Here is a 26,985-nt window from a genome sequence, read left to right as displayed (position 1 = left end):
CGTTGGTGCTGGTCGTGATCGTGGAGATCCTGTTCTGCGCCGTCTTCGTGCGCGCGTTGTCCGGGTATCTCCGGCACCGCGACGCGGTGCAGCGGCAGGTCATGATCGTCTTTTTCGCGATCACGGCGCTGTTCGTGCTGGGCGTCTTCCGCTTCCTCGGCGTGGGGGCGCCGGAGTGGGTGCAGACCTCGTTCACCGCGCTGCTGCTCGGGCAGCCGTACTTCACCCTCGGTCTCGCCGCCCGGATCCGGCCGGTCCCCCGGTGGGTCCGGGCCACCGCCGCGCTCGGCTGGGCGGCCACCGTCCTCGGCCTGATCATGACCGAGCTGGGCGCCCGGCCGACCTGGTTCCTCGCGATGATGGCCGGGGTGTTCGCGCTCGGCGAGCTGGTCGCCGCCGGGTACCTGTACGCCGCCGCCCGCAACCGGGCGGGCTCGTCCCGGCTGCGGCTCCAGCTCGCCGCGCTCAGCACGGTGGCGTTCGCCGTGATCCTGATCACCGCGGTCGCCGGCCCGGACGGCGGGCGGGCGGCCCGGGTGATCGCCCTGGTGTCGGCGGTCGGGTACGTGACGGCGTTCGTCCCGCCCGCCCGGCTGCGCCGCCGCTGGTCGCTCGCCTCGACCCAGGAGCTGACCATGCGGCTGCTGGACCGGGCGCCGAACGAGTCCGCCGCGAGCGTCTGGCAGCGGTACGTCGAGGCGGTCGTCCGGCTGAGCGCCTCCCGGGCGGTGCTGGTGCTGCTGCCCGAGGAGCGGGGCGGCCTCATGGTGGCCGCTCGCGCCGGCCCGGCCGGCGACCCGCGGGGCGGGCCGGTCCGGCTGGACGAGGCGCTGGCCGCTGCGGTGCGCACGTCGCCGGGGCGCCCGTACCGGCGGCTGCCCCCGGACGCGGCCGCGGCGCTGGCCCGGGAACTGGCCGACGACCCGCGGGTCCGGTACGGGATCACCGCCGCGCTGCCGCTGCCCGACGGCCGGCGCGGCACGCTGGTGCTGCTCGACGCGTACGAATCGCTGTTCAGCGAGGACGACATCGCGCTCTTCGGCGAGCTGGGCGGCGCGGCGGCGCTGCTGGCCGAGCGGCAGGCGCTGACCGACCGGCTGACCGCCGCGGTGGCCGCGGCCGACGCGGCGAGCCGGGCCAAGACCCAGTTCGTCGCGAACATGAGCCACGAGCTGCGCACCCCGCTGAACGCGATCATCGGGTTCAGCGACCTCATGCGCGACGAGCCGCCCGCCGGGGACGGGCGGGTCATCCCGGCCGAGTGGATCGAGTACGTGCACACCAGCGGCCAGCACCTGCTGGCGCTGATCAACGACGTGCTGGACCTGTCCAAGATCGAAGCGGGCAAGGTCGAGCTGCGCCCGGTCCTGATCGACTCGGCCGACGTGGTGCACGAGGTGATCGCCGGCCTCCAGTCGCTGCACGAGGCGAAGCGGCTGGACATGGTCGTCGCCGTACCGCCGCTGCCGCTGCGCGCCGACATCACCCGGCTGCGGCAGATCCTGACCAACCTGCTCTCCAACGCGATCAAGTTCACGCCCGAGGGCGGCAGCATCTTCGTCGCCGGCCGGCAGGTCGGCGCCGAGGTCGGGCTGTCGGTCAGCGACACCGGGCCCGGCATCAGCGACGCCGACCAGGCCCGGATCTTCGAGGAGTTCCAGCAGGTCGGCGACCCGCGGATGCACAAGGCCGGCAGCGGCCTCGGGCTCGCGCTGACCCGCCGGCTGGTCGAGGCGCACGGCGGCCGGATCGAGGTCAGCTCGGTACCCGGCCACGGCGCCCGGTTCACGGCCTGGCTGCCCAGCCTCCAGCCGGACAGCGCGCCGCGGGCCGAGCCCGGCACCCCGCCGGCTCCCGGCGGCATCCTGGTCATCGAGGACGACCGGGCCGCCGCCGACCTGCTCGCCACCCACCTGCGCCGGGTCGGGTTCGCCGTCACCATCGCCCCCGACGGCGAGGAGGGGGTGCGGCTGGCCGCCGTCCAGCAGCCCGAGGTGATCCTGCTGGACGTCATCCTGCCCGGCATCGACGGCTGGGAGGTGATGCGCCGGCTGAAGGCCGACGACCGGCTCCGGCACATCCCGGTGGCGATCATCAGCGTGGTCGAGGACCACGCGGTCGGGCTGGCGCTCGGCGCGGTCGACTACTTCACCAAGCCGATCAACCACGACCTGCTGCTGGCCTGGCTGATCCGGCACGGCATGGTGCCGCCGCTGACCGACCAGGACACCAACATCCTGGTCATCGACGACGACCCGGCCGTCCTGCTGACGGCGCAGCGGCGGCTGGCCCGGCCGGGCCTGCGCGTGGTCACCGCCGAGAACGGCCTGGACGGGCTGCGGCTGGCCCGCCAGCACCGGTTCGACCTGGTGATCTGCGACCTCATGCTGCCCGACCTGGACGGCTTCTCGGTGATCTCCGCGCTGCACGAGGACCCGCACACCCGCGAGGTCCCCGTGCTGGTCCTCACCGCGCAGGACCTGACCGCGGCCGACAAGGCCCGACTGTCCGGCAAGATCCTCGGAATAGCGGCCAAGGAGGCCGACCCGGTGCACGCCGTCCGCGACTGGCTGCACCACCTCGCCGACCTCACCGACCCGCACCTGCGGGAGCGGGCCGGGCAGGCGGTGTCCGAGCGGGCGGCTCAGGCGCTGTCGAAGGCGGCGACCGTCCGGTCGGCGTAGGCGCTGGCGTCGCCGTACGTCATCGGTCCGTCCCACGTCGCCGGCAGTGGCCCGCGGCCCGGCGTGACCCGCGCGACGATCGCGTCCAGGACCGTCTCGGCGTCGCCCACCCACAGGTGCTTCGCCCCCGGTACGCCGACGACCTCGGCGGCCGGGATCGCCGCGAACCGCTCGCGGGCGGCGGCGGGGCGCAGGTAGTCGTCCAGCTCCGGGACCAGCGCGGTCAGCGGCTTGCCGCTGCCGGCCCAGCGGGCCAGGTCGGCGTCGGTGGCCGAGCGCAGCGGCGGGGAGAGCAGGACCGCCCCCTCGATCGCCGGGTCGCAGCCGTGCCGCAGGGCCAGGTCGGTGCCGAACGACCAGCCGACCAGCCAGCGCCGGGGCAGCTCGGCGAACTCCGCGTACTCGATCGCCGCGGCGACGTCGTACCGCTCCCCCTCGCCGCCGTCGAACGCGCCCTCGCTGGTGCCCTGCACGCTGGTCGTACCGCGGGTGTTGAACCGCAGGACGGCCAGGTCGGCCAGCGCCGGCAGCCGCCAGGCGGCCTTGCGGAACACGTGGCTGTCCATCATCCCGCCGTGCGTCGGCAGCGGGTGCAGGCAGATCAGCGTCGCCGCGGGCGCCCGGCCGGCCGCCGGCACGGCCAGCTCGCCGACCAGCCGGAGGCCGTCGGCGGTCTCCAGCGTGACCGGGGTCCGGTCGGCCGGCAGGATCGAGTTCGCGCGGATGGGTGTGCTCACTCCCCCATCCTGCGCCGCCGCCGCGCCCCGCGGGCGGCGACCCCGGCAACAGTGATCCGGGCCGCTACTTGGTCCGGTTGACCATCTCCGGGTGGGAGAGCAGGAACTCCTCCGCCCGGCCGCCGTGCACCGCGGCCAGGAACTGCTTCGCCGGGGGCGTCAGCGCCTCCCCCTGGTACACCCCGCCCGGCATGACCGAGGCGCCCGGCAGCTTGACCATGGTGATCGACTCCGAGCGCAGGTTGCGCAGCGCGTACGCGAAGTCGGACACGCTGTGCCCGCGCCCGCTGAACGTCAGCGTCCTGCCGGCCGCCTGGAGCACCCGGTCGAGCCGGGCCGGGTTGGTCACGACGTCCCGGCTCAGCGCCTGCGCCGCCATCGCCCGGAGGAACTGCTGCTGGTGCCGCTGCCGGGTGTAGTCGCCGCCGGGCAGGTACCGCTGCCGGGTGTAGTCCAGCGCCTCCCAGCCGCTGAGCGTGCGCATGCCCTTGGCGTAGTGCTTGCGCGGGCCGCGGAACGCCGCCGCGCCCTCGCCGCCGCCGGGGTTGGACTCGCGGTGCTTGCCGTCGGGGCGCATGTGGATGGAGTCGACGTCCATGTCGACGTACAGCTTGACGCCGCCGAGCGCGTCCACGATCCGGCGGAAGCCGGTGAACGTGACGATCGCCCCGGCGTCGAACCGGGCGATGCCGGTGGCGTGGCCGACCGTGCGGGAGAGCAGCTCGAAGCCGCGCACCGGGTCCTTGCGGCCGTCGCCGTGCACCCGGGAGCCGTAGTACATCGCGTGGGTCAGCTTGTCCTTGCCGCCCGCGTACCCGGCCGGCGGGAAGGCCGGGATGTCGACCAGCAGGTCGCGCGGCAGCGAGAACAGGAACGCCCGGTCCAGCCCGGCCGGGATGTGCATCACCAGGACCGAGTCGGCGCGCAGGTCGGGGTTCGGTTCCCACTCGCGCGGGTCGATGCCGGCGAGCAGGATGTTGAGCGGGCCGGTGATCCCGCGCGGCGCCCCCGCCTCGGCCGCGCCGTCGCCGAACAGGTCGCCCTTGCCCACCGCGCTGTCCACGCGGTTCACCAGTACGGTCGCCGCCACCGCGCTGCCGCCGCCCGCCACGGCCAGCACGAGGCCGGCGATCAGGCACAGCCGGGCCCACAGTGGACCGCGCTGCCGCCCTGCTCGCCGCTGCCGATCGGCGTCCGGCCGCCGCCGCAAACCCGCCACGTCCACCCTCCCACCAGAGTCGATGCCGAACGCTACGACCCCGGTGCCATCGGCCGCCACCCCCGACCGCCCGAACCCGGGGATAGCGACATGAATTCCGCGTGAATCACGTCGCCTCGACGTGATCGACGTCCGTCCGGCGTGGTCACCGCCCGCTCCCGGCCGCCGGACGACCGCCGGCCCGGCCGCGGCGGGTCAGCGGTGGCGGGGCCGGAGGGGACGGTGGGCGCGGGCGCGCCAGCAGCCCGCGTGCCAGTGCCGGCGGTCCGCCGCCTCGCCCCGCTCGTCCGCCGGCCACGCCACCAGGTGCGGCGTGCCCGGCGGGATCGGGTGGTCGCAGCCCGGGCAGCGGTACGCCTTCACCGCCGCCGGGGCCGGCACCGTCCGGACGTGCCAGGCCCCGTCCGCCGCCGTCTCGACCGCCCCCGCACCCCGGCGGACCCGGTCCGGGTCGAGCGGCGCGCCGGCGTCGTCGCGCCGGTTGCGCCGCGGGCTCACCGCTGGTGCGGGCGGAAGCCCCGGCCGGCGCGCTGCCCGGTCCGGCCGGCGGTCACCATCTGCTCCAGCAGCGGCGCCGGCGCGAACGACGGCTCGCCCGTCTCGGCGAACTGGGCGCGCAGGGTGGCCAGCGCGCGGTCCAGCCCGACGTGGTCGATGAACCCGATCGGCCCGACCGGGTACCCGCAGCCCAGGGTCATCGCGTGGTCGATGTCGTCCGGGCCGGCGTAGCCCGACTCGACCAGCTTGACGGCGTCGTTGAGGTACGGCATCAGCAGCGCGTGCACGATCGCCCCGGCCCGGTCCCCGCACTCCACGACGGCGCCGCCGAGCGCGGCGCCGAGCGCCCGCGCCGCCGCGACGGCGGGCTCCCCGGAGCGGACGGTCCGCACGACCTCGATCAGCCGCACCGCCGGCGCGGGCAGGCGCAGCCCGACGACGTCCTCCGGGCGGCCGCTGGCCATCGCGCAGTCGATCACCGGCAGCGCGTTGGTGGCGGCGCCGAGCACGGTCCCCGGCTTGCAGACCGCGCCCAGCTCGGCGAAGCGGGCGCGCACGGTGTCGGCGTCCGCATGGGAGATCTCGATCACCAGGTCGACGTCGGCGAGCGCCGACAGGTCGTCGGTGGCGGTCACCACCGTGCGCCCGGCCTCGGCGAGCCGCCCGCCCAGGATGCGGGCCATCGGGCCGGCGCCGACCAGGCCGATGCGCTGCGGGGCCTCGCCGGCGGGCGCGGCCGCCGCGGGGGGCACGGGCCGGCCGTTCCCGTACGCGTGGAAGCCGCGCCCGGACTTGCGCCCCAGCAGGCCCGCGGTGACCATCTCGGCGAGCAGCGGCGCCGGCGCGTGCCGGCGGGACCGGCCGCCGCGCTCGTACATCGTGCGCAGGATCTCGTACGACGTGTCCAGCCCGATCAGGTCCAGCAGCGCGAACGGCCCCATCGGCAGGCCGCAGCCGTGCTGCATCGCGGCGTCGATGTCGTCGCGGGTGGCGAAGCCGCTCTCCAGCATGCCGATCGCCTGGTTGAGGTACCCGAACAGCAGGTGGTTGGCGATGAACCCGGCCCGGTCGCCGATCGTCACCGGCACCTTGCCCAGCCCGGTGCAGAAGGCGGCCAGGTCGTCGACGAGGGCGGGCTCGGTGACGACCGTACGGACGATCTCCACCAGCTTCATCACCGGCGCGGGGTTGAAGAAGTGCACGCCGATGACCCGCTCGGGCCGGCCGGTCGCGGCGGCGATGTCGGTGACGCTGAGCGAGGAGGTGTTGGTGGCGAGGACGGCGTCGGGGCGGCAGATCCGGTCCAGCTCGGCGAACAGCGGCGCCTTGACGTCCAGCCGCTCGGGCACGGCCTCGATCACCAGGTCGACGTCGGCGAGCGCGGCCAGCCCGGCGGCGAACGTGACCCGCCCGTGCAGCGCGTCCCGGTCGGCCTCGCCGAGCTTGCCCTTGGCGACGGCCCGGTCGGTGGACCGGGCGAGGGTGGCCCGGCCGCGTTCCAGGGCGGCGTCGTCGACCTCGACGGCGACGACGGCGACGCCGTTGCGGGCACAGACCTCCACGATGCCGGCACCCATGGTGCCGAGCCCGATCACGCCGACTGTCCGGAACGCACGGCTCACCGCTGGCCTCCTGCTGTCATCCGGGCCGCACCCGAGCCGCCCGAGCCCCGCCGATCCTCCCACGCCCCCACCCCCGCCACGCCCGCCGACCCGCGCCGCTGCCGCCGCAGCCGGCGATCACGGGCTGGGGTGCCGGATCAGGGCGCGATTCGGTACCCCAGCCCATGATCGGCAAGGTGGGGACGCGGGTCAGAAGAGGGTCAGGTCGTCGCGTTGCATGCCGCGGAGGGCGTCGTAGTCCAGCAGGGCGCAGCGGATGCCGCGGTCCTCCGCCAGCACCCGGGCCTGGGGCTTGATCTCCTGGGCCGCGAACACGCCCGCCACCGGGGCGAGCAGGGGGTCGCGGTTGAGCAGGTCCAGGTACCGGGTGAGCTGCTCCACCCCGTCGATCTCGCCGCGCCGCTTGATCTCCACCGCGATCGCGGCGCCCCCGGCGTCCCGGCAGAGCAGGTCGACCGGGCCGATCGCGGTCATGTACTCGCGCCGGACCAGCGTCACGCCCGCGCCGAGTACCTCCGGCGCGGCGGCGAGCAGCTCCTGGAGGTGCGCCTCGACGCCGTCCTTGACCAGCCCGGGGTCGATGCCCAGCTCGTGCGAGGTGTCCAGCAGGATCTCGTCCAGGGTGATCAACAGCCGCTCGCCCTTGGGGTTGGCGACCGTCCACACGTTCTCCGCGACGGTCAGCTTGCACGGCGGGCTCATCCAGTTGAGCGGCTTGTACGCCCGGTCGTCGGCGTGGATGGAGACCGATCCGTCCGCCTTAACCATGATCAATCTGGTCGCCATCGGCAAGTGGGCCGAGAGCCGTCCGACGTAGTCCACCTGGCACCGCGCGATGACCAACCGCATCCGGCAACCCTACCGGCCGCCCCCGGACCGCCCGCCGGCCGCCCGCGCCGCGCCCCGGGGCCGGCCGACGGCGGGCCGGCAGGGGTTGACAGTCGATCACCGACGGCATTTACTCGGTGCCGCTCGGTCTTCCGTCGGCGCCACCGGATGCCAGGCCGGCAGCACGCCCCGAACGGGGACGGCACCCACCCGGGTCGCCGCCCGGCCGGGTTCCCGCTGCCGCCCGCCGGTGGGGCAGCGCCCGTCCGGTCGGGGTCCCTCGCCCCCTCGGAACCCGGAGCGTCGTGATGCGTTCGACAGCCCGTGCCATCGGAGCGGTGATCGCCGTGACCGGCGCCGCCGCCCTCGCCGCCCCCGCCGCGGCCCCCGCCGACCGGGCCGGCGCCGCGCCGGCCGGGCGGGCCCCGGCCCTGCTCGCGGCCGCATCGGCCGACCGGCTCGTCGCCGGCGACCCGGCGCGGTTCTTCGCCTCCCCCGCCGACGAGTTCGAGCAGCGCTCGAACGTGGCGGGCGCGGGGTTGCAGTACGTCGCCTACGAGCGCACCCACCGCGGCCTGCCCGTCCTCGGCGGCGACGCGGTCGTCGTCACCGACGCCGCCGGCGCGGTCCTGTCCGCCCGGGTCGCGCAGAAAGCGGAGCTGAACGTCAGCACCACCCGCGCGGGCCTCCCCGTCGCGGAAGCCGCCCGCGCGGCCCGGGCGCAGCTCGACAGGGTCGACACCGCCGCCACCCCGAAGCTCGTGATCGTCGCCGACGGCGCCGGCAAGCTGGCCTACGAGGTCCTGGTCGAGGGCGCCGACAAGAGCAACAACCCGGCCCGCCTGCACGTGGTGATCGACGCCAAGTCCGGGAAGGTGCTCAAGGACCGGACCTGGAACGAGGTCGTCCACGCCACCGGCCACGGCGGCTACTACGGCAAGCAGGACCTGGGCGCCCTGGACTCGGGCAAGATGGTCGACCCGTCGCGGCCGGGCCTCCAGTGTGGTGGGCAGAACGGTTCGCCGTTCACCAGCTCCAATAACTCCTACGGCAACGGTGGTGGGGCTGACCTGCCCTCCGGCTGCGCGGACGCGATGTACGCGGCGCAGAAGGAATGGGACATGCTCAAGGAGTGGCTGGGCCGCAACGGCATCGACGGCAACGGCCGCGGCTTCCCCGCCCGGGTCGGGCTGAACCAGGTCAACGCCTCGTGGGGTGGCCAGTACGCCACCTTCGGCCGCACGGAGGACAACAAGCGCCAGCTCACCACCATCGACATCGTGGCGCACGAGTTCGGGCACGGCATCTTCCAGAACACCCCGGGCGGTACCGGCAGCGGCAACGAGGCCGGCGGCCTGAACGAGTCCACCGGCGACATCTTCGGCGCCCTCACCGAGTTCTACGCCAACCACCCGAACGACAAGCCGGACTACGAGGTCGGCGAGCTGGCCGACCTCGACGGCAAGGGGCCGTTCCGGTACCTGTACGACCCGAGCCGGGTCGGCGACGCCAACTGCATGTGGACCGGCAACCCGCCGGCGACGTACCGGGCCGCCGGGGTGCAGAACCACTGGTTCTACCTGCTGGCCGAGGGCTCCAACCCGACCAACGGGCAGCCGAAGTCCCCGACCTGCAACAACAGCACCGTCAGCGGCATCGGCATCCGGAAGGCCGGCCGGATCTTCATGGGCGCGCTGTCCCGCAAGACCTCGGGCTGGACCCACGCCGGGGCGCGGGCGGCGACGGTGGCGGCGGCCGGCGAGCTGTTCCGCGGCGGGCCCGAGTGCGCCGCCGTCCAGCGGGCGTGGGACGCCGTCGGCGTCCGGGGCAGCGAGTCCTGCTGACCGCCGCCCCGCACCGCTGAGGCGCCCGCGCCGCGCCCTGCTGCCGCACCCCGCCGTCCGGCACCCCGCGCCCGCGCGCCGTCCCGTTCCCCGCACACCGCGGCGCGGGATGCGGGGAACGGGGATGCTGGTGGGGTGCTGGAGTTGCTGACCGGGACCGGGCTCGCCGCCGCCGCGGGCCTCAACGCCTACATCCCCATGCTCGTCCTCGGCCTCCTGGCCCGGTACACCGCGCTCGTCGGGCTCCCGCCGGGCTGGGAGTGGCTGAGCAACGGGTGGACGCTGGCCATCCTCGCCCTGCTGCTGGTCATCGAGGTGGTGGCGGACAAGGTACCGGTCGTCGACCACGTCAACGACGTCGTGCAGACGGTGGTCCGGCCGGCGGCGGGCGGGCTGGTGTTCGGCGCCGGGGCGGGGTCCGAGACGGCGACGGTGACCGACCCGGGCTCGTTCTTCACCTCGCACCAGTGGGTGCCGGTGGCGCTCGGGCTGGTCGTCGCGCTGACCGTGCACGGGGCGAAGGCGCTGGCCCGGCCAGCGGTGAACACGCTGACCGTCGGGGCGGGGGCGCCCGTGGTCAGCACGGCGGAGGACGCCGCGAGCGTGTCGCTGTCGCTGGCGGCGGTGCTGCTCCCGGTCCTGGTGCTGGTGCTGCTGGTCGCGCTCGGGTTCGGCATCCGCTGGCTGCTGCGCCGCCGCCGCGCCGCCCGCACCGCTCCCCCGCCGATCCGGCCGCCGGGCTCGACCGGGCCCAAGCCGCCGGACGAACCGTAGCCGGATCCGAACGCCGCCCGACCACGGTCGCCCGGCATTCGGCCCGAGCCGCACGGCCGCCACCGGACCGGGCCGGCGCCGCATGGGACCGCCGCCGGACCGGGCCGCCGCCGCATCGGGCCGCCCGCCGGACCGGCCGCCGCGCGGTCAGGCGCCGGGTGCCGGGGCCACCGCGCCCAGCGCCGGCCGCACGCCGTCGCCGCCGTCCGCGCCCCGCCGCTCCGCCCGCCCGCCCTCGACCGGGCCGCCGTCCCGCCGCGGCAGGCCCGCCGCCGGGGGCGGGGCGTCCGCACCGACCGGGCGGCCGGGGACGCCGTGCAGCCGGGCGCCGGGCGGGGTGTCCGCGCCGGGCGGCAGGACCGTCCGGGCGGCCAGCGCGGCGTCGGCGCCGACCGTGGCGCCGGCCAGCAGCAGGGCGCCGGCGCCGACCGTCGCCGCCGCCGCGACGGTCACCGGGGCGGTGTGCAGCCGCTGCGCGGCGAGCAGGCCCCCGCGCAGCGTGGCGTCGGCGTCGACCGTGGCGAAGTCGTCGACGTGGATCAGGTCGAAGCCGGACAGCGCGGTCGTCCCCAGGTGCACGTGGCTGCCGATCGTCGCGCCGAACAGCCGCAGCAGCCGGGCCAGCCGCGGGGTGCCGACCAGCGGGGCGAGCAGCGGCGCCGCGACGGTGTCGTACACGGCCTGGACCAGCCCGTACAGGTGCGCGTACGGCGACCAGCGCGGCACGTCGCGGGCGGTCACCCGGCCGAGCACCAGCGCCTTGAGCGCCGCCGTCGCCAGCAGCACCGCCGCGCCGGCCAGCAGCGCGGCCAGCGGCGCCGCCGGCAGCGCGGCCCACGCGCCGAACCGGGACCACAGCGCGTACACCGGCGCCACGAACGCGACCAGCCCGGCGAGCGCCAGCCCGTACGCCAGCGGCACCCGCAGCCCGTCGAGCAGCCCGCGCACGAGCCGCTCGCGGCCCGTGCGCGGGTGCGGCGCGGGGGGCGGGGCGGCGGGCGCGACCGGGTACGCGGGGGCGCCGGCCAGCCGGGCCCCGTCGCCGGGCCGCGGGCCGCCGACCGGCAGCAGCGCGCCGGCGTCGACCACCGAGTCGTTGCCGACGCTGACGCCCGGCGGCAGCAGCGCGCCGTCGCCGACCTCGCTGTGCCGGCCGACGCGGTTGGCGGCGATGGTGAGGACCCCGCCGTACGCCCGCCGCGGCCCGACCACCGCGCCGGCGGCGAGGTGGCTGCCGGCGCCGAGGTTGAGCATCTCCGGCGCGAGCAGGGCCGGCCGGTCGATCTCGATGCCCGGCGCGGTCTGCGCGCCGAACAGGCGCAGCAGGCGGCCGGCGAACAGCGTGCCGTACAGCGGCGCCAGCGCTGCCCGGGCGCCGCGGTCGATCTGGTCGCCGACCCAGCGCCGCAGGTACGCGGGGCTGTGCACGGCGACCTCGCCGGCGTACACCGTGCCGACCAGCAGCCGGCGGACGGCGGCGAGCAGCACCGCGGCGAGCGGCACCAGCACCGGCGTGGCGACGATGACGGCGGCAGCGGCCGACCAGCCGCCGACGGCGGGGGTCAGCAGGCGGTACAGCAGGACGGCCGGCAGCAGCGCCACCGCGTGCGCGGCGAGCACGGCGTACCCGGCGGCGAGGTGCAGCAGGCCGTACCCGAGCCGGCGGCCGCGCCCGGCCGGGGCGTCGGGCGCGGGCAGCGGGACCCGGGCCGGGACCGCCGGGGTGCCGCGGCGGTGCTCGCCGGCGGGCAGCCGCTCCCCGTCGGCGAGCGCGGAGCCGTCGTCGAGCGCGCCGTCGTCGCCGACGGCGCTGCCGGGGGCGAGGGTGGCGTGGCTGCCGACGAAGGCGCGGGCGCCGACGGACACCGGGCCGATCCGCAGCAGGCCGGCCTCGACCCGCCAGCCGCGCAGGTCGGCGCCGGTGCCGACGCTGCTGTCGGCGCCGAGGGTCAGCAGGTCGACCGCGCCGACGGTCGCGGTGTCGACCCGGCAGCCCGGGCCGACCCGGGCGCCGAGCAGGCGCAGGTACACCGGCAGGGCCGGGGTGCCGGCGAGCAGGCCGGCGCCGCTGGCCGCGCGGAAGCGCTCGACCAGCCACCACTTGCGGTAGTACGGGCCGCCGACCGGGTACTCGCCGGCGGCGTACCGGCCGATGATCAGCCACTTGGCGGCGAGGGCCACGGCGAGCAGGGCGGGCCAGGTGAGCAGGCCGAGCAGCGCCAGGCCGCCGAGCAGGCCGGGCAGGCCGCGGCCGCCGCCGGCCCAGTCGGCGAGGAGCGCGCCGGCGATGCCGGCGGGGACGGCGTACAGCGCGGCGATCGGGTACAGCGCCAGCGTCTGCCGCCGCCGGGTGGCCGCCCGGTCGTCGGCCGAGTGGTCCCGGAAGACGTCCCGGGCGGTCGGCGGTGGCGGCGGGTACAGCGGCGGGGTCGGGGTCGGCGGGCCGATCAGCGTCGGCGTCCCGTCGGTGCGCGGCCGGCGGGACCGGCTGCCGGGGGCGGGCCGCTGCGCGGGGATGAACGCCGCGGCGGCGGGCGCGGCGGCAATCGGGCGGGCCACCCCGCGGACCGCGCCAGCCGGGTCCGCGGGGACCGCCGGCCGGTCCCGCTCAGCCGCCGGGGCGGCCGGCTTCGGGTCGGCGGGCGCGTGCGGGTCGGCACCCGCCGCGGGCGCGGGGTCCGCGTCGTGGGCGCCGGAGCGCTGGCGCGGGATCGCCCCCTGCCCCGGCACCCGGGCCCGGCCGCGGTACTCCAGCTCGCCGTCCGTGCGCCGGCGGACCCGGTCGCCGGTGCGGAACGCCCGCCGGCCGCCGTCGAGGGTGACGAACCGGTCGTTGGTCAGGTCGGGGTCGCCGACGTACCCGGCGGCCAGCGCCGGCCCGCCGAGCAGCAGCTCGCCGGTGTGCCCGTCCACGACCGGCTGGAGGCCGGTGTCGACGACGTCCACCGCGTAGCCGGGCAGCGCCCGGCCGAGCGTCACCGGCTGGCCCGGCTCGCACCGCTTGACCAGGGCGTGCACGGTCGTCTCGGCGGGGCCGTACACGTTCAGCAGGGTCGTGCCGCGGGCCGTCCACCGGTCGATCAGGTCGGGCGGGCAGGCGCCGCCGGAGAGCACGACCGCGCGCAGCGCCGGTACGGCGGCGGGGTCCAGCCCGGCCAGCCCGGCCGGCGTGGTGGCCAGGTGGGTGATGTCCAGCGCGGCGAGCACCGCGGCCAGCCCGGGCCCGCCGGTCGGCGCGTCGACGTCGGGGACGACCAGCGTGGCGCCGGTGGCCAGGGCCGCCCAGATCTCGGCGACGCTGCCGTCGAAGCTCAGCGAGTGCCCCTGGTACACCCGGTCGCCCACGGTCGTCTGGCAGACCTCGGCGAAGCCGGCGAGGTACGCGGCGACGTGCCGGTGCTCGGCCACCACGGCCCGGCGGTTGCCGGCGGCGTCGCGGGTGTACGTGACGTACGCCGGGTCGTCCGGTTCGGCCTCGTTGATCCGGGTCCGCTGCTCGGCCGGCACGCCGGCGGTGAAGAAGGCGGAGTCGTGGCTGATCGCGATGGTCCGGCGGGCGGCCAGCAGCGGGGCGACCCGGTCGCCGAGGTCGCGCTCGGTGACGCACCAGGTCACGCCCAGCTCGGCGATGATCCCGGCGATCCGCTCGGTCGGGTAGTGCGCGTCCAGCGGCACGTACGTGGCGGCGAGCGAGTGGCAGGCCAGGATCGCGATGATCGGCAGCTCGGAGGGGGCGAAGTGCACGGCGACGACGTCGCCGCGGCGCACGCCGTGCTGGCGCAGCCGCCGGGCCAGCCGGTCGGTCAGGTCGGCCAGCTCCGCGTAGGTGAGGAAGCGGTCCTCGCAGACGACGGCGATGGCGTTCGGCTGGCGGTCCACGGTGGCGGAGAAAACCGCGCGCAGGCGCGGGTCGGCGCTGGAGGTCACTGCGGTCCCTTTCGTCGCGTCTGCCCCAGACGCGCGACTGAGCCCACCGGCGCGGTTGGCAGAGCCGGACCGGTGGTTCGCACGGCCGCCCACCGACGGCCGCGGAATCAATTTTTCTCGATGGCCCACTCACCGTAAGGGCCGCCGCCGAGATCGGCAACCGGCCATCGCCGCAGGTCAGGGCTGTTGTGACCGGGTCGGCGGGCGGGGGGTCCGCCGACTGGCCGACGGGCACCGCACGCGATAGTGGGCGAATGACGACAGAAGGACTGGCCGTCGCCGCGCGCGGCCTGCGCAGGTCCTACGGCGACCGCACGGCCGTCGCCGGGGTGGACCTCGACGTCCGTACGGGCGAGGTGTTCGCGCTGCTCGGACCCAACGGCGCCGGCAAGACGACGACCGTGGAGATCCTGGAGGGGTACCGGCGCCGGGACGCCGGCGACGTCCGGGTGCTCGGCCTCGACCCGGCCGCCGCGGACGCCGCCTGGCGGGCCCGGATCGGGATCGTGTTGCAGAGCACCGGCGAGTTCGACGACCTCACCGTGCGTGAGGTCGTCACCCACTTCGCCGGCCTGTACCCGGCCGCCGACGACCCGGCCGCGGTGATCGACCGGGTCGGCCTCGCCGACAGCGCCGGCCGGCGCACCCGCGCGCTGTCCGGCGGGCAGAAGCGCCGGCTGGACGTCGCCCTCGGCATCGTCGGCCGCCCGGAGCTGCTGTTCCTGGACGAGCCCACCACCGGCTTCGACCCGCGGGCCCGGCGCGACTTCTGGGCGCTGCTGCGGGCGCTGGCCGGCGCCGGTACGACGATCCTGCTGACCACGCACTACCTGGACGAGGCCGAGGCGCTGGCCGACCGGGTGGCGGTGATCGTCGCCGGCCGGATCGCCGAGGTGAACACCCCGGCCGCCCTCGGCGGGCGGGAGCGCGCGGCGGCCGTCGTCCGCTGGCGGGACGCCGGCGGCGCGCCCCGGGAGCGGGCCACCGACGCGCCGACGGCGCTGGTCGCCGAGCTGGCCGCGGCGCACGGCGGGGAGGTGCCGGGCCTGACCGTCACCCGGCCCACGCTGGAGGAGACGTACCTGCGGATGATCGGGGAGAGCGCGTGAACCCGGTGGGGCTGAGCTGGCGGCGCGGGCGGCTGGAGCTGACCCAGTTCCTGCGCAGCCGGGAGTCGGTCGTCTTCACGATCGTCTTCCCGGTACTGATGATCGTGATCTTCTCGTCCATCTTCGACTGGGACCTGGCGCCGGGCGTCACCTTCACCCAGTACTTCGTCACCGGCATGATCGCCACCGGCCTGATGACGGTCGGGTTCCAGGCGCTGGCGATCCAGATCCCGATCGAGCGGGAGCGCGGCGTGCTCAAGCGGCTGCGCGGCACGCCGATGCCGCCGTGGGCGTACTTCGCCGGCAAGGTCGTGCTGGTGGCGGTCATCGCGCTGGCCGAGACGGTGCTGCTGCTGGCCGTCGCGCTGGCGTTCTTCGGCCTGGACCTGCCCGGTACCGCGGCCGCCTGGTGGACGTTCGCCTGGGTGTCGGTGCTCGGCGTGACCGCGTGCACGCTGTGCGGGATCGCGTTCTCCTCGGTCCCGCGCAGCGCCCGCGGCGCCACCGCGGTGGTCACGCCGGTGGCGCTGGTGCTCCAGTTCACCTCCGGCGTGTTCGTCGAGTTCACCCGGCTGCCGGAGTGGATGCAGCAGGTGGCCGCGGTGTTCCCGCTCAAGTGGATGTGCCAGGGGCTGCGCGCGGTGTTCCTGCCGGAGTCGTTCGGCGCGCTGGAGCCGGCCGGGTCGTGGGAGCTGGGGCGGGTGGCGCTGGTGCTGGGCGCGTGGTGCGTCCTCGGGCTGGTGCTGTGCCTGCGCACCTTCCGCTGGTCCGCCGACACCTGACCGCGCGGGGTCAGTCCGCCAGCGGGGCGAGCTGGTCGGCCGGGCCCGGGCGGCCGAAGTGCCAGCCCTGGCCGTGGTCGACGCCGAGGTCCAGCAACGCCGCGGCGTCCGCGGCCGTCTCCACGCCCTCGGCCACCACCGACGCCCCGCAGCCGTGCCCGAACCCCACCAGCGACCGGATCAGCGTGGTCAGCACCGGGTCCCCGGCCACGCCGGTGATCACGCTGCGGTCGAGCTTGAGCATGTCCGGGGAGGTCAGCACGATGTGCCGCAGCGAGGAGAAGCCCGCGCCCACGTCGTCGATGGCCAGCCGCAGGCCGCCCGCGCGCAGCGGCGCGAGCACCTTGGTCAGCGTGTCGTAGTCCTCGACCGGGACGTGCTCGGACAGCTCCAGCACCACCCGGTCCAGCGGCATCCGGCCCAGCACCGCGGCCGCGGCCGGGTCGGTCAGCACGGCCGGCGACAGGTTCATCGACACGTAGCCGGGGACGACGGCGAGCTGCGCCGCGGCCCGCTCCAGCGCGATCAGCTCCAGCTCCACCCCGCGGCCGACGCTGTGCGCCTCGGCGAAGCAGACGTCCGGGGTGCGCTGCCAGGCCGCCGGGAACCGGCTCAGCGCCTCCGCCCCGACCCGCCCGCCGTCGGCGAGCGCGACGATCGGCTGCAACGCGATGTCCGGGCCGCCGGCGGCGACCACGGCGTCCAGCCGGCCGTCGATGTCCGCGCGGCGCTCGGCGTCCCGGACGCCCGGCTCGATCACCACCGCCGCGGCCCGGGCGAGCACGTCCATGAGCTTCGCGTCCCGCGGGGTCAGGTCGCTGTCCGCGGTCATGCCGGCGGCGCAGAAGGTGCCGTACAGCGTGCCGTCCGACAGCACCACCGGCGCCGACACGAAGCTGCGGATCCGCGGCAGCCGGGCCGCGGGCAGCCGCATCGCGGCGGGGTACTGCGTCAGGTCGGGGATGACGGCCGGCAGCTTGCGGTCCAGGATCGCCTGGCACAGCGACGTCTCGCGGACCTGCGTCACGCCCTCGCGGAACAGCAGCGGGATCGACGACTCGACCACGTCCAGGTGCTGCTTGTCGCCCTCGAACCGGCTGAGGAAGGCCACGCTGAGCCCGAGCGAGCGCTTCGCGGTACGCAGCAGCTCGGCGACCTGGTCGCCCTCCGCCGTGCGCTGCTTGCCCATCGGGACCTCACCGGACGCAGGGGTACTCCATCGGGGACCATCGGCCGCGCCGGCCCGGACCTGAGCGGACCGGCGCGCCGATCGGCTCAGTGCTGGTAGAAGCCGCGGCCGGACTTGCGGCCGAGGTCGCCCGCGGCGACCATCCGCTGCAGCAGCTCCGGCGGGAAGAACTTCTCGTCCGCGGTGTCGGCGTAGATGTTTTTCGCCGCGTTGAGCAGGATGTCCGTTCCGGTGAGGTCGCAGGTGGCCAGCGGGCCCATCACGTGCCCGAAGCCGAGCTTGCAGGCGGTGTCCAGGTCCTCGGCGCTGACCACGCCGGTCTCGACCAGCTTCACCGCCTCCATCACCAGGGCGCAGATCAGCCGGGTGGTGACGAAGCCGGCGATGTCCCGCTGGACGACGATGCAGGTCTTGCCGACGCCCTCGGCGAACTCCCGCGCCGCCGCGAGCGTGGCGTCGCTGGTCTTGAAGCCGCGGACCAGCTCGCAGAGCTGCATCATCGGTACGGGCGAGAAGAAGTGCGTACCCACCACGGCCTCGGGCCGCTGCGTCACGGCGGCGATCTGCGTGATCGGGATCGCCGAGGTGTTGGTGGCCAGCACGGCGCCGTCCCGGCAGATCTTGTCCAGCGCGCGGAACACCTCGTGCTTGATCTCGATCTTCTCGAAGACGGCCTCGACGACGATGTCCGCCTCGGCGGCGGCGTCCAGCTCGGTGGTCGGGGTGATCCGGTCCAGCGCCGCGGCGGCGTCCGCCTCGCTGATCTTCCCCTTGCCGGCGAACCTGCCCAGCGAGGCGCGGATGCCGTCGAGCCCGCGCTGCACGGCCGCGTCGTCCAGGTCGCGCAGGGTGACCCGCCAGCCCGCGGCCGCCGCCACCTGGGCGATCCCCGCGCCCATCAGTCCCGCGCCGATCACTGCCAGCCGACCCGCCATGGGGTACCTCCTGTCCGGACGAACAACTCCGCCGCGACCCTACCGGCCGCCGCGCCCCGCCGGCGGCCGGCGGGTGGGCTCAGAACACGTACGCCGGCTCCGCGGGCGCCGCCGCCCGGGCGACCGGCGCGCCGAGCCGCCGCAGGTGCTCGACGAAGTCGGGGTACCCGCGGTCGATGTGGTGCGCGTGGCTGACCGTGGTCTCCCCCTCGGCGGTCAGCGCCGCGATGACCAGCCCGGCGCCCGCGCGGATGTCGGTGGCCCGCACCGGCGCCCCGGACAGCGCCGGCTGCCCCCGGACGACCGCGTGGTGCCCGTCGGTGCGCACGTGCGCGCCCAGCCGCAGCATCTCGTTGATGAACATGAACCGGCCGTCGAAGATGTTCTCGGTGATCAGCGAGGCGCCCTCGGCGACCGCGGCCAGGCCGATCGCCATCGGCAGCAGGTCGGTGGCGAAGCCGGGGTACGGCAGCGTCGCCACGTCGACCGCGCGCGGCCGCCCGTCCATCCGCACCCGGAACCCGCCCGGCGCCCGCGTCTCGACCAGCGCGCCCGCGTCCACGAGCTTGTCCAGCGCCACCGCCAGGTGCGCGGGGTCGACGCCGGTGACGGTCACGTCCCCGTACGTCATCACCGCCCCGAACGCCCACGTCCCGGCCACGATCCGATCGCCGATGGTGGTGTGCCGGACCGGGTGCAGCGCGTCCACGCCGGTGATGTGCAGGGCGGACGTGCCGACGCCGTCGATCACCGCGCCCATCCCGGTCAGCATCGCGCACAGGTCGGCGATCTCCGGCTCCCGGGCCACGTTGTCGATCACCGTCTCGCCGTCGGCGAGGACCGCGGCCATGAGCAGGTTCTCGGTGGCGCCGACGCTGGGGAAGTCCAGCCGGATGTGCGCGCCGCGCAGCCGCTGCGGGCTGCGGGCGATGACGAACCCGTGCGCGCCGGACACCCGGGCGCCCATCGCGGTCAGCCCGGCGATGTGCATGTCCAGGCCGCGCGAGCCGATCGCGTCGCCGCCGGGGTGGGCCACCCGGACCTCGCCGCGGCGGGCCAGCAGCGGCCCGAGCACGCAGATGGACGCGCGCAGCCGCCGGACCAGGTCGTAGTCGGCCTCGGTCCCCGGCCGCTCCGGCACCTCGATGGCCACCTCGTCGGCGGTGAACACCACCTCGCAGCCGATCCGGCGCAGCACCTCCGCCATGATCGCGATGTCGGTGATCCGCGGCACGTTGGCCACCACCGTGCGGCCGGGCGCCAGCAGCGCGGCGGCCATCAGCTTGAGCGCCGAGTTCTTCGCGCCCACCACCGGGACCTCCCCGGCCAGCCGGGCGGCACCGGCGATCCGGATCACGTCCACGTCGGCCATCGTAGGTTCGCCGGCGGTCTCCGGCAGGTCCAACGGCGGCCAGACCCCCGGCTGCGGGGCGGGCGCACGTACGCTGGGCGTCATGGGAGTTCACCTCACCCGGATCTACACGCGCGCCGGCGACGCCGGCACGACCCGGCTGGGCAACAACGAGAAAGTGGCCAAGACGGCGCCGCGGATCGCCGCGTTCGCCGACGCCGACGAGTGCAACGCCGCCATCGGCGCGGCGCTGGCGCTCGGCGGGCTGCCCGGCGAGATCCGCGCGGTGCTCACCACGGTGCAGAACGACCTGTTCGACGTCGGTGCCGACCTGTGCAACCCGATCACCCCCAACCCCCCGTACGCCCCGCTGCGGGTCAGCGAGGAGTACGTCACCCGCCTCGAGGCGTGGTGCGACCGGTTCAATGAGCCGCTGCCGGCGCTCGACTCCTTCGTCCTGCCCGGCGGCACCCCCGGCGCCGCCCTGCTGCATGTGGCGCGCACCGTGGCGCGGCGCGCCGAGCGCAGCGCCTGGGCGCTGCTCGACGTCGAGCCCGAGCAGACCAGCACCCTGCCGGCAAAGTATCTCAACCGGTTGTCCGACCTGTTGTTCATTCTGTCGAGATCGGCGAACCCGGACGGCGACGTCCGCTGGGTGCCCGGCGGCCAGCGCGGCGCATGACGGGCCTGCTCGCCGCTGTCCTGCCCCCGGACGTGCGGCACGCCGAGACCCGCGCGGACCTGACCGAGCCGACCGCCTGGCCGGCCGAGGAGGCGCAGCTCGCCCGCGCGGTGGCCGGCCGGCAGCGGGAGTACCGGACCGTCCGCGCCTGCGCCCGGCGCGCCCTGGCCGACCTCGGCGAGCCGCCCGTGCCGCTGCCCCGGGGCGAGGGCGGCGCGCCGGCCTGGCCGGCGGGCGTGGTCGGCAGCATGACCCACTGCGCCGGCTTCCGCGGCGCCGCGGTGGCCCGGGCGGCGGCGTACGCGGCGGTCGGGCTGGACGCCGAGCCGGCCGCGCCGCTGCCCGACGGGGTGGCCGACGTGATCGCGCTGCCCGGCGAGCTGGCCGGCGCGCCGGTGACCGCGCACGCCGACCGGCTGCTGTTCTGCGCGAAGGAGGCGGTGTACAAGGCGTGGTACCCGCTGGCCCGGCGCTGGCTGGGCTTCGAGGAGGCGCGGGTCGCGCTGGCCGCCGACGGGACGTTCACCGCGGCGCTGCTGGTCGAGGGGCCGGCGTACCGGGGGGAGCCGCTGCGCGGGTTCACCGGCCGGTGGGCGGCGGCCGACGGGCTGCTGGTCGCGGCGATCGCCCTGCCTGCCTGACGGCGTCGCGGCCGGGTCGGCGGGCGGCGGGGCCGGCGGGGCGGGAGTGGCCGGCGGGTTGGCGTGGCCGGCGGGCGGCGGTGGTCGTTCGGGTCAGTTGCTGACGAGGCGCGGGGCGACGGTGCCCGGCGGCGCGGCCTCCAGCCAGGAGAGGAAGCCGGCGACCGTGGCGCCGGCCATCGCGATCTCGACGGCCGTACCGCGGCCCAGACATCGCAGGATCACCCAGTCCGGCGGCAGGGTGGCCCGCTCGGGCCCCTCCGGCAGCCGCCGGCCCTCGACCACCAGGCCCTGCCGGCACAGCACGCGGCGGGGCCGCGGGGCGAAGCTGAAGATCCGGTACCAGCGCAGCTCGTCCCCCGCGAACCGGGCCACGCCCGGCGACCAGCCGCGCCCCGGCACGACCGTGGACAGCCGGACGTGCAGCGCGATGGTGCCGCCCGACCGGGCGATCGCGGTCCGGCGCAGGTACAGCAGGAGGATGAAGACGAGCAGGAGCAGCACGCCGATGCCGATCACTTCGAGGATCACCACCGGCGGGCCGCCCGTCAGTTCGCGCTGCGGAGGCTGGCGCTCTCGGCCAGTACGGTCACGCCCTTGTCGGTCACCGAGAGGAAGCCGCCGGCGACCTCGTAGACGCGCTTGCCGCCGCCCGGCACGGTCACCCGCACCTCGCTGGGCTCCGCGAGCTGCCCGAGCAGTGGGGCGTGGCCCGGCAGGACACCCAGCTCGCCCTCCGTGGTGCGCGCGACGAGCATCTCGGCCTCGCCGGACCAGATCTTCTCCTCGACGGCGACGAACTCGACGTGCAACTGCTTGGCCACGCGGTGACTCCTCGACAACGCCGACAACTACAGCGCCCGCGACGAACCCCCACCACGCCAGCGCCGGCAGCGGAGCCGGTCGCCGGGCGGTGGGCGCACGCCGGGCAGGGTACGGCGAGTGTAATGGTCCGCGTGTCGCGCCCCGGCGCCGGGCTCCGCCCCGCGGGCACACCGCGCCGCCCGGACCAGCGGCGCCGGGCGCGGATGTGAGCCGGGTCACTGCGTACGCGGGCCGCTCCGCGGGATCACTGCAACGGCGTGGCGAGCTGCGGGTGCCGGGCCAGGTAGTCGTCCACCCGCTCGGCGCGCAGCGCCGCGAAGAAGCCGGCGGCGACGGGGTCGAGCCGCTCCCCCAGGTACTGCCCGCCGCTGCTCACGCCGCCGCCGGGCAGCCGGACCAGCGTGATCGACTCCGAGCGCAGGTGGCGCAGCGTGAGCGCGTACTCCAGCAGCGAGTGGCCGCGCCCGTTGAACGTCAGCGCCGCGCCGGCGGCGGTCAGCACCCGGTCCAGCTTGAGCGGGTTCGTCACCACGTCCCGGGCCCGGGCCCGGTTGATCATCGCGCGGAGGAACTGCTGCTGGTGCCGCTGCCGGGCGTAGTCGCCGCCGTCGATGTAGCGCTGCCGGACGTAGTCCAGCGCCTCCCAGCCCTTCAGGTGCCGGGTGCCCTTGGCGTACTGCTTCTGCGGCCCCACGTACGCGTACGGCCCCTCGCCGCCGGTCCCGCTGGGCTCCCGGTGGTTGCCGTCCGGCTTGAGGTGGATCGAGGTGACGTCCTGGTCCAGGTACATCGTCACGCCGCCCAGCGCGTCCACGATCCGCTTGAACCCGGTGAACGTGACGATCGCCCCGGCGTCGAAGTCCTTGATCCCGGTGTACCGGCTCACCGTCCGGGCCAGCAGGGTGAACCCGGCGGCCACGTCCGGCTGGGTCCGGCCCGGCACCTGCGCGCCGAAGTACATCGCGTGCGCCAGCTTGTCCTGCCCGCCCCAGTAGCCGGCGCGGCGGAACGGCGGGATCGTCACCAGCAGGTCCCGCGGCAGCGAGATCAGGTAGGCCCGGTCCAGCCCCTCGGGTACGTGCACGAGGATCACCGAGTCCGCCCGCGGGATCCAGTCGGCGATGCTGTCCCGCGGGTCGATGCCGACCAGCAGCAGGTCCAGCGGCCCGGCCAGCTCCGGCGGCTCGGGCGTCGGGGTGGCCGCGTCGCCGAACAGGTCGGCGGTCTGCACCGCGCCCTCGTACCGGGCGGCGACCAGCCGGGTACCGGCCAGCGCGCCCCCGCTGCCGAGGACGAGCAGCACGCCCGCGAGCAGGCTCAACTTGGCCCAGAGCGGGCTGCGCGGGCGCAGCACGACCGATCACCCTCCCCCGTGACGCCGCCCGCGGGCCGCGGACGTGGCCTCAGCCTACGACCCGCGGCGGCGCTGCGAGGGGGCTCCGCGGAACCGCTACAGGGGGAAGAACGCCACCCGTTCGCGGCGTTCGCCGGCCACCAGCTCGGTGTCCGAACCGATCCACAGGCCGGCCTTGGTGGCGTACAGTGCGCCGGTCCCGATGCCCCGCTCCTTGCCCGGGTTCCAGGACAGGGCCTTGCCGGTGCTCGGGTTGATCGCGCCGATGCCCTCCCGGGTCACCGCGCCCGGGCCCGGCCGGTTGCTTCCGCGGGGGTTGTCCAGCCAGCGCTGGTGCCCGCCGACGTACACGGCCGCGCCGGTGATCGCCACGGACAGCAGGGTGTCGCCGCCGGTGTGGTTGACCCAGGCCGGCTGCTTGTTCGGGCCGTCGCTGCCCAGGTCCCACCGGGCGGCGGTGTCGCACAGGGTGTTCGAGACGGGGCCGCCGCTGGTGGCCACCACGAAGTACTTGCCGTCCGGCGAGATGTCCAGGCCGCGGACGGTGGACGGGATGCTGGTGGCGCAGTACGGCGCGTACCGGGTGGTCGCCCAGCGGGACAGCGTCACGTCCTTGCCGACGTCGAGGACGGCGAGCTGCCCCCGGCTCTGCCCGTCGACCTCGCCGAACGCGCCGATCACGACCAGCCGCTTGCCGTCCGGGGTGGCGTCCAGCGCGCTGACCCGGATCGGCGCCCGGGCGCCGGTCTGGCTGACCCGCTGCTTGGCGAAGCCCAGGTCGACGGTGTTGTCCACCGCGCCGGTGCCGGGCGCCACGGCGGCCAGCGCCGGCCGGGCCCGCCCGGCGACCGTGCCGAACGCCCCGCCGAGGAACAGCCGGGAGCCGACCAGCCGCAGGTCGTGCACCACGCTGTCCAGCGCGGGGGCGGTGAAGCCCTTCACGGCGTCGCCCGTGCCGGCGTCGACCCGGGCCAGCGAGCGGCGCTGCACGCCGCCGGCCTCGCGGAAGTCGCCGCCGAGGTACAGCGACCTGCCGTCGGCCGCCGGTTCGATCGCCCGGACGGTGCCGTCCACGGCCGCGTCGAAGTCCTCGTCGACGGCGCCGGTGCGGGCGTTGACCGCCACCAGGTACGGCACCTTGACCGTGGCGCCGCGCCGCGGCTTCTGCACCCGGGTGAACGAGCCGCCCAGGTACACCCGGTCGCCGATCTGGGCGATCGCCTCGACGCTGCCGTCGAGGACGTTCGGCGTCCAGTCGGCCGGGTTGTCCTTGACCACGCTGGGGTGCGTCGGGTTCACGGCCGGGCGCGCCGCGTGCGCGGACCCGAGCGAGCCGAGGGCGACGGCGGTGCCGGTCAGGCCGGCGAGGACGCGGGCGGCCGCGCGGCGGCCGGCTGCTGCTGACGGGAAGTCTGGAATCTTCAAGGCGCCGACCCGGCCCCTCCACAGTAGAAGCTACGCAAGATCGCGGCCAATATAACAGTTGCGCAGCATTCCTGAGAGTCCGATGAAGACAGCTTTAGCCATTCCTGAAGTCGGTCAAATCCGACCGGTCACCGGGGAAAACGAAAGCGGCCGCGGTGGTTGCCCACCGCGGCCGCGTCGTGCGTCGCGCTTACGCCTTTTCCAGCTCGCGGGCGTTGCGCTCCAGGTCGTCCAGGCCGCCGCACATGAAGAACGCCTGCTCCGGGATGTGGTCGTACTCGCCCTCGGCGATCTTCCGGAACGCCTCCACGGTGTCCTTGATCGGCACGAACGAGCCCTCGATGCCGGTGAAGATCTTCGCCGCGTAGGTGTTCTGCGACAGGAACCGCTCGATCCGGCGCGCCCGCTGGACCGTGATCTTGTCCTCCTCGGACAGCTCGTCCATGCCGAGGATGGCGATGATGTCCTGCAGGTCCTTGTACTTCTGCAGGATCCGCTTCACCTCGGAGGCCACCGCGTAGTGGTCCGCGCCCACGTACTCCGGCGCGAGGATCCGGGACGAGGACGCCAGCGGGTCCACCGCCGGGTAGATGCCCTTGTCGGAGATCGACCGCTCCAGGTTGGTGGTCGCGTCCAGGTGGGCGAACGTGGTCGCCGGCGCCGGGTCGGTGTAGTCGTCGGCGGGCACGTAGATCGCCTGCAGCGAGGTGATCGCCTGGCCCCGGACCGAGGTGATCCGCTCCTGCAGCTCACCCATCTCGTCCGCCAGGGTCGGCTGGTAGCCCACGGCGCTCGGCATGCGGCCGAGCAGCGTGGAGACCTCCGAGCCGGCCTGGGTGAACCGGAAGATGTTGTCGATGAACAGCAGCACCTCCTGGTGCTGGACGTCGCGGAAGTACTCCGCCATCGTCAGCGCCGACAGCGCCACCCGCAGCCGGGTGCCCGGCGGCTCGTCCATCTGGCCGTACACCAGCGCGGTCTTCTCGATGACGCCGGTCTCGGTCATCTCGTGGATGAGGTCGTTGCCCTCGCGGGTGCGCTCGCCCACGCCGGCGAACACCGAGGTGCCGCCGAAGTTGTTGGCGACCCGGATGATCATCTCCTGGATGAGCACCGTCTTGCCCACGCCGGCGCCGCCGAACAGGCCGATCTTGCCGCCCTTGACGTACGGCGCGAGCAGGTCGATGACCTTGATGCCGGTCTCCAGCATCTCGGTCTTCGGCTCCAGGTCGGCGAATGCCGGGGCCTTGCGGTGGATGCCCCACCGCTCGGTCACCTCGAGCTGCTCGCCCTCCTTGAGGTTCAGGCACTCGCCGATGGTGTTGAACACCTTGCCCTTGGTGCCGTCACCGACAGGGACCATGATCGGGTCGCCGGTGTCGCGCACCTCGCTGCCCCGGACGAGGCCGTCCGTCGGCTGCATGGAGATGGCCCGGATGATGTTGTCGCCGAGGTGCTGGGCGACCTCCAGGGTCAGCGTCTTGCGGCCCTCGGCCAGCTCCACGTCGACCTTGAGGGCATTGAAGATCTCGGGCATCGCATCGCGCGGGAACTCGGCGTCCACCACGGGGCCGATGACCCGGACAACGCGACCGGTGGCGGTCAGAGTCTCTGTCGTCATCACTGTTCACTTCCTGCCGCAGCGAGAGCGTTGACGCCGCCCACGATCTCGCTGATCTCCTGGGTGATCCCGGCCTGACGCGCGGAGTTCATCTCCCGCGTGTACTTCTGGATCATGTCTTCCGCGTTGTCGGTGGCGCTCTTCATCGCGCGCCGCCGGGCGGCCGACTCGCTGGCCGCCGAGTCGATCAACGCCGCGTAGATCCGCGTGTTGATGTACCGCGGCAGCAGCGCGTCGAGCAGCGCCTCGGCCTCCGGCTCGAACTCGTACGACGGGACCGCCCCCGGCGTGCGCGGCTGGTCCTCGACCTGCATCGGGCCGAGCACCCGCGCCTGCGGGACCTGGGTCATCAGCGACTGGAACCGGGTCGAGACGATGTGCAGCTCGTCCACGCCGACGACGCCGTCCGCGCCGGGCCCGTCGGCCGTGTCGTCCGCGCCGCGGGTGAACGCCTCGATCAGCGTCCCCCCGATGGCCCGGGCGTCGGCGAACGACGGCTGCTCGCTGAACCCGGTCCAGCTCGCGGCGACCGGCCGGCCGCGGAACGAGTAGTAGCCGACGCCCTTGCGGCCGACGACGTACAGCACCGGCTCCTTGCCCTCGGCCCGCAGCCGCGCGATCAACTGCTCCGCCGTCTTGATGGCGTTCACGCTGTAACCGCCGGCGAGGCCGCGGTCACTGGTGATCAGCAGCACGCCGGCCCGCCGGATCGCGGAGCGCGCCGTCAGCAGCGGGTGGTCGATCGAGGTGCTCGACGCGAGCGCCGTGAGCACCCCGGTGATCGCCTCCGCGTACGGCAGCGACGCCGCGACCCGGGCCTGGGCCTTGGCGATGCGGCTGGTCGCGACCAGCTCCATCGCCTTGGTGATCTTCTTCATCGACTTCGCGGAGCGGATCCGCTGTCGAAGAACGCGTACCTGACCGGCCATGGGCGTGCC

General features: G+C 75.2%; 22 protein-coding genes. 7 read left to right on the top strand and 15 right to left on the bottom strand.

Features of this window, described 5'->3' with window-relative positions:
- Positions 1-5: 5 nt before the first annotated feature.
- On the top strand, positions 6-2,684 hold the full coding sequence (locus tag IEY94_RS05720) for a response regulator (protein ID WP_189168994.1): 2,679 nt from the start codon (positions 6-8) through the stop codon (positions 2,682-2,684).
- Here the strand turns inward: IEY94_RS05720 and IEY94_RS05715 are convergent.
- The 5 genes from IEY94_RS05715 to nucS form a co-directional block, all read right to left on the bottom strand.
- Complete coding sequence (locus IEY94_RS05715) at positions 2,645-3,421, bottom strand: alpha/beta hydrolase (RefSeq protein WP_189168993.1); 777 nt, start codon at positions 3,419-3,421, stop codon at positions 2,645-2,647. The genes IEY94_RS05720 and IEY94_RS05715 overlap by 40 nt on opposite strands.
- A 64-nt stretch (positions 3,422-3,485) precedes the next feature.
- A complete protein-coding gene (locus IEY94_RS05710; protein WP_189169352.1) occupies positions 3,486-4,631 on the bottom strand; it encodes an LCP family protein in 1,146 nt (381 codons plus the stop codon).
- Between the two features lie 204 nt (positions 4,632-4,835).
- On the bottom strand, positions 4,836-5,138 hold the full coding sequence (locus tag IEY94_RS05705) for an Rv1322 family protein (RefSeq protein ID WP_189168992.1): 303 nt from the start codon (positions 5,136-5,138) through the stop codon (positions 4,836-4,838).
- Positions 5,135-6,760, bottom strand: coding sequence for a 3-hydroxyacyl-CoA dehydrogenase family protein (locus IEY94_RS05700; protein ID WP_189168991.1), 1,626 nt, complete (start codon positions 6,758-6,760; stop codon positions 5,135-5,137). Before IEY94_RS05700 ends, IEY94_RS05705 begins: the two co-directional genes overlap by 4 nt.
- Before the next feature lie 189 nt (positions 6,761-6,949).
- The gene (gene nucS / locus IEY94_RS05695; RefSeq protein WP_189168990.1) at positions 6,950-7,609 is read right to left on the bottom strand and encodes an endonuclease NucS; all 660 of its coding nucleotides are present in this window, start codon (positions 7,607-7,609) and stop codon (positions 6,950-6,952) included.
- Positions 7,610-7,926: 317 nt separating this feature from the next.
- On the opposite strand from nucS, the gene IEY94_RS05690 reads away from it, so the two are divergent.
- Positions 7,927-9,432: a M4 family metallopeptidase gene (locus tag IEY94_RS05690; protein WP_229783358.1), complete on the top strand. Its 1,506-nt coding sequence runs from the start codon at positions 7,927-7,929 to the stop codon at positions 9,430-9,432.
- A gap of 135 nt (positions 9,433-9,567) precedes the next feature.
- Positions 9,568-10,206, top strand: a complete 639-nt coding sequence (locus IEY94_RS05685; protein WP_189168988.1) for a DUF4126 domain-containing protein — start codon at positions 9,568-9,570, stop codon at positions 10,204-10,206.
- Positions 10,207-10,353: 147 nt separating this feature from the next.
- Here IEY94_RS05685 and IEY94_RS05680 read toward each other — a convergent pair whose 3' ends face one another.
- Complete coding sequence (locus IEY94_RS05680; protein ID WP_189168987.1) at positions 10,354-14,133, bottom strand: AMP-binding protein; 3,780 nt, start codon at positions 14,131-14,133, stop codon at positions 10,354-10,356.
- A gap of 254 nt (positions 14,134-14,387) precedes the next feature.
- Between IEY94_RS05680 and IEY94_RS05675 the strand changes: the two genes are divergently transcribed.
- Positions 14,388-15,242 carry an ABC transporter ATP-binding protein gene (locus IEY94_RS05675; RefSeq protein WP_189168986.1) on the top strand — a complete coding sequence of 285 codons (855 nt, stop codon included), beginning with the start codon at positions 14,388-14,390 and terminating at the stop codon, positions 15,240-15,242.
- Positions 15,239-16,024, top strand: coding sequence for an ABC transporter permease (locus IEY94_RS05670; RefSeq protein WP_229783357.1), 786 nt, complete (start codon positions 15,239-15,241; stop codon positions 16,022-16,024). Before IEY94_RS05675 ends, IEY94_RS05670 begins: the two co-directional genes overlap by 4 nt.
- Before the next feature lie 10 nt (positions 16,025-16,034).
- Here IEY94_RS05670 and IEY94_RS05665 read toward each other — a convergent pair whose 3' ends face one another.
- The 3 genes from IEY94_RS05665 to murA all read right to left on the bottom strand — a co-directional run bounded on the left by IEY94_RS05665 (position 16,035) and on the right by murA (position 19,604).
- Entirely contained in the window at positions 16,035-17,213 is a 1,179-nt protein-coding gene (locus tag IEY94_RS05665; protein ID WP_189168985.1) for a sensor domain-containing phosphodiesterase, read from the bottom strand.
- Positions 17,214-17,299: 86 nt separating this feature from the next.
- The gene (locus IEY94_RS05660) at positions 17,300-18,148 is read right to left on the bottom strand and encodes a 3-hydroxyacyl-CoA dehydrogenase family protein (protein ID WP_189168984.1); all 849 of its coding nucleotides are present in this window, start codon (positions 18,146-18,148) and stop codon (positions 17,300-17,302) included.
- Positions 18,149-18,227: 79 nt separating this feature from the next.
- Positions 18,228-19,604: a UDP-N-acetylglucosamine 1-carboxyvinyltransferase gene (gene murA, locus IEY94_RS05655; RefSeq protein ID WP_373291217.1), complete on the bottom strand. Its 1,377-nt coding sequence runs from the start codon at positions 19,602-19,604 to the stop codon at positions 18,228-18,230.
- Here murA and IEY94_RS05650 point away from each other — a divergent pair.
- Together IEY94_RS05650 and IEY94_RS05645 are read left to right on the top strand one after the other, a co-directional pair.
- Positions 19,603-20,181 (top strand): cob(I)yrinic acid a,c-diamide adenosyltransferase, encoded by a 579-nt coding sequence (locus IEY94_RS05650; protein WP_189168983.1) that lies wholly within the window; start codon positions 19,603-19,605, stop codon positions 20,179-20,181. The genes murA and IEY94_RS05650 overlap by 2 nt on opposite strands.
- Positions 20,178-20,822, top strand: coding sequence for a 4'-phosphopantetheinyl transferase family protein (locus IEY94_RS05645; RefSeq protein WP_189168982.1), 645 nt, complete (start codon positions 20,178-20,180; stop codon positions 20,820-20,822). Before IEY94_RS05650 ends, IEY94_RS05645 begins: the two co-directional genes overlap by 4 nt.
- Before the next feature lie 93 nt (positions 20,823-20,915).
- Here the strand turns inward: IEY94_RS05645 and IEY94_RS05640 are convergent, their stop codons facing one another.
- The 6 genes from IEY94_RS05640 to IEY94_RS05615 all read right to left on the bottom strand — a co-directional run bounded on the left by IEY94_RS05640 (position 20,916) and on the right by IEY94_RS05615 (position 26,976).
- On the bottom strand, positions 20,916-21,356 hold the full coding sequence (locus IEY94_RS05640) for a DUF2550 domain-containing protein (RefSeq protein WP_189168981.1): 441 nt from the start codon (positions 21,354-21,356) through the stop codon (positions 20,916-20,918).
- Positions 21,357-21,370: 14 nt separating this feature from the next.
- Positions 21,371-21,646: a F0F1 ATP synthase subunit epsilon gene (locus IEY94_RS05635; RefSeq protein WP_189168980.1), complete on the bottom strand. Its 276-nt coding sequence runs from the start codon at positions 21,644-21,646 to the stop codon at positions 21,371-21,373.
- Positions 21,647-21,891: 245 nt separating this feature from the next.
- Positions 21,892-23,001 carry an LCP family protein gene (locus IEY94_RS05630; RefSeq protein ID WP_189168979.1) on the bottom strand — a complete coding sequence of 370 codons (1,110 nt, stop codon included), beginning with the start codon at positions 22,999-23,001 and terminating at the stop codon, positions 21,892-21,894.
- A gap of 96 nt (positions 23,002-23,097) precedes the next feature.
- Positions 23,098-24,426 carry a hypothetical protein gene (locus tag IEY94_RS05625; RefSeq protein ID WP_229783356.1) on the bottom strand — a complete coding sequence of 443 codons (1,329 nt, stop codon included), beginning with the start codon at positions 24,424-24,426 and terminating at the stop codon, positions 23,098-23,100.
- A 190-nt stretch (positions 24,427-24,616) separates the two neighbouring features.
- A complete protein-coding gene (gene atpD, locus IEY94_RS05620; RefSeq protein ID WP_189168978.1) occupies positions 24,617-26,047 on the bottom strand; it encodes a F0F1 ATP synthase subunit beta in 1,431 nt (476 codons plus the stop codon).
- Positions 26,047-26,976: a F0F1 ATP synthase subunit gamma gene (locus tag IEY94_RS05615; protein ID WP_189168977.1), complete on the bottom strand. Its 930-nt coding sequence runs from the start codon at positions 26,974-26,976 to the stop codon at positions 26,047-26,049. The genes atpD and IEY94_RS05615 overlap by 1 nt, the downstream gene beginning before the upstream one ends.
- Positions 26,977-26,985: the final 9 nt, after the last annotated feature.

Source organism: Pilimelia anulata, assembly GCF_014647895.1.
In the GTDB taxonomy this organism is placed as follows: Bacteria; Actinomycetota; Actinomycetes; order Mycobacteriales; family Micromonosporaceae; genus Pilimelia; species Pilimelia anulata.
The sequence above is the reverse complement of the archived record's forward strand: the minus strand, read 5'-3'. Positions and strand labels throughout refer to the sequence as shown.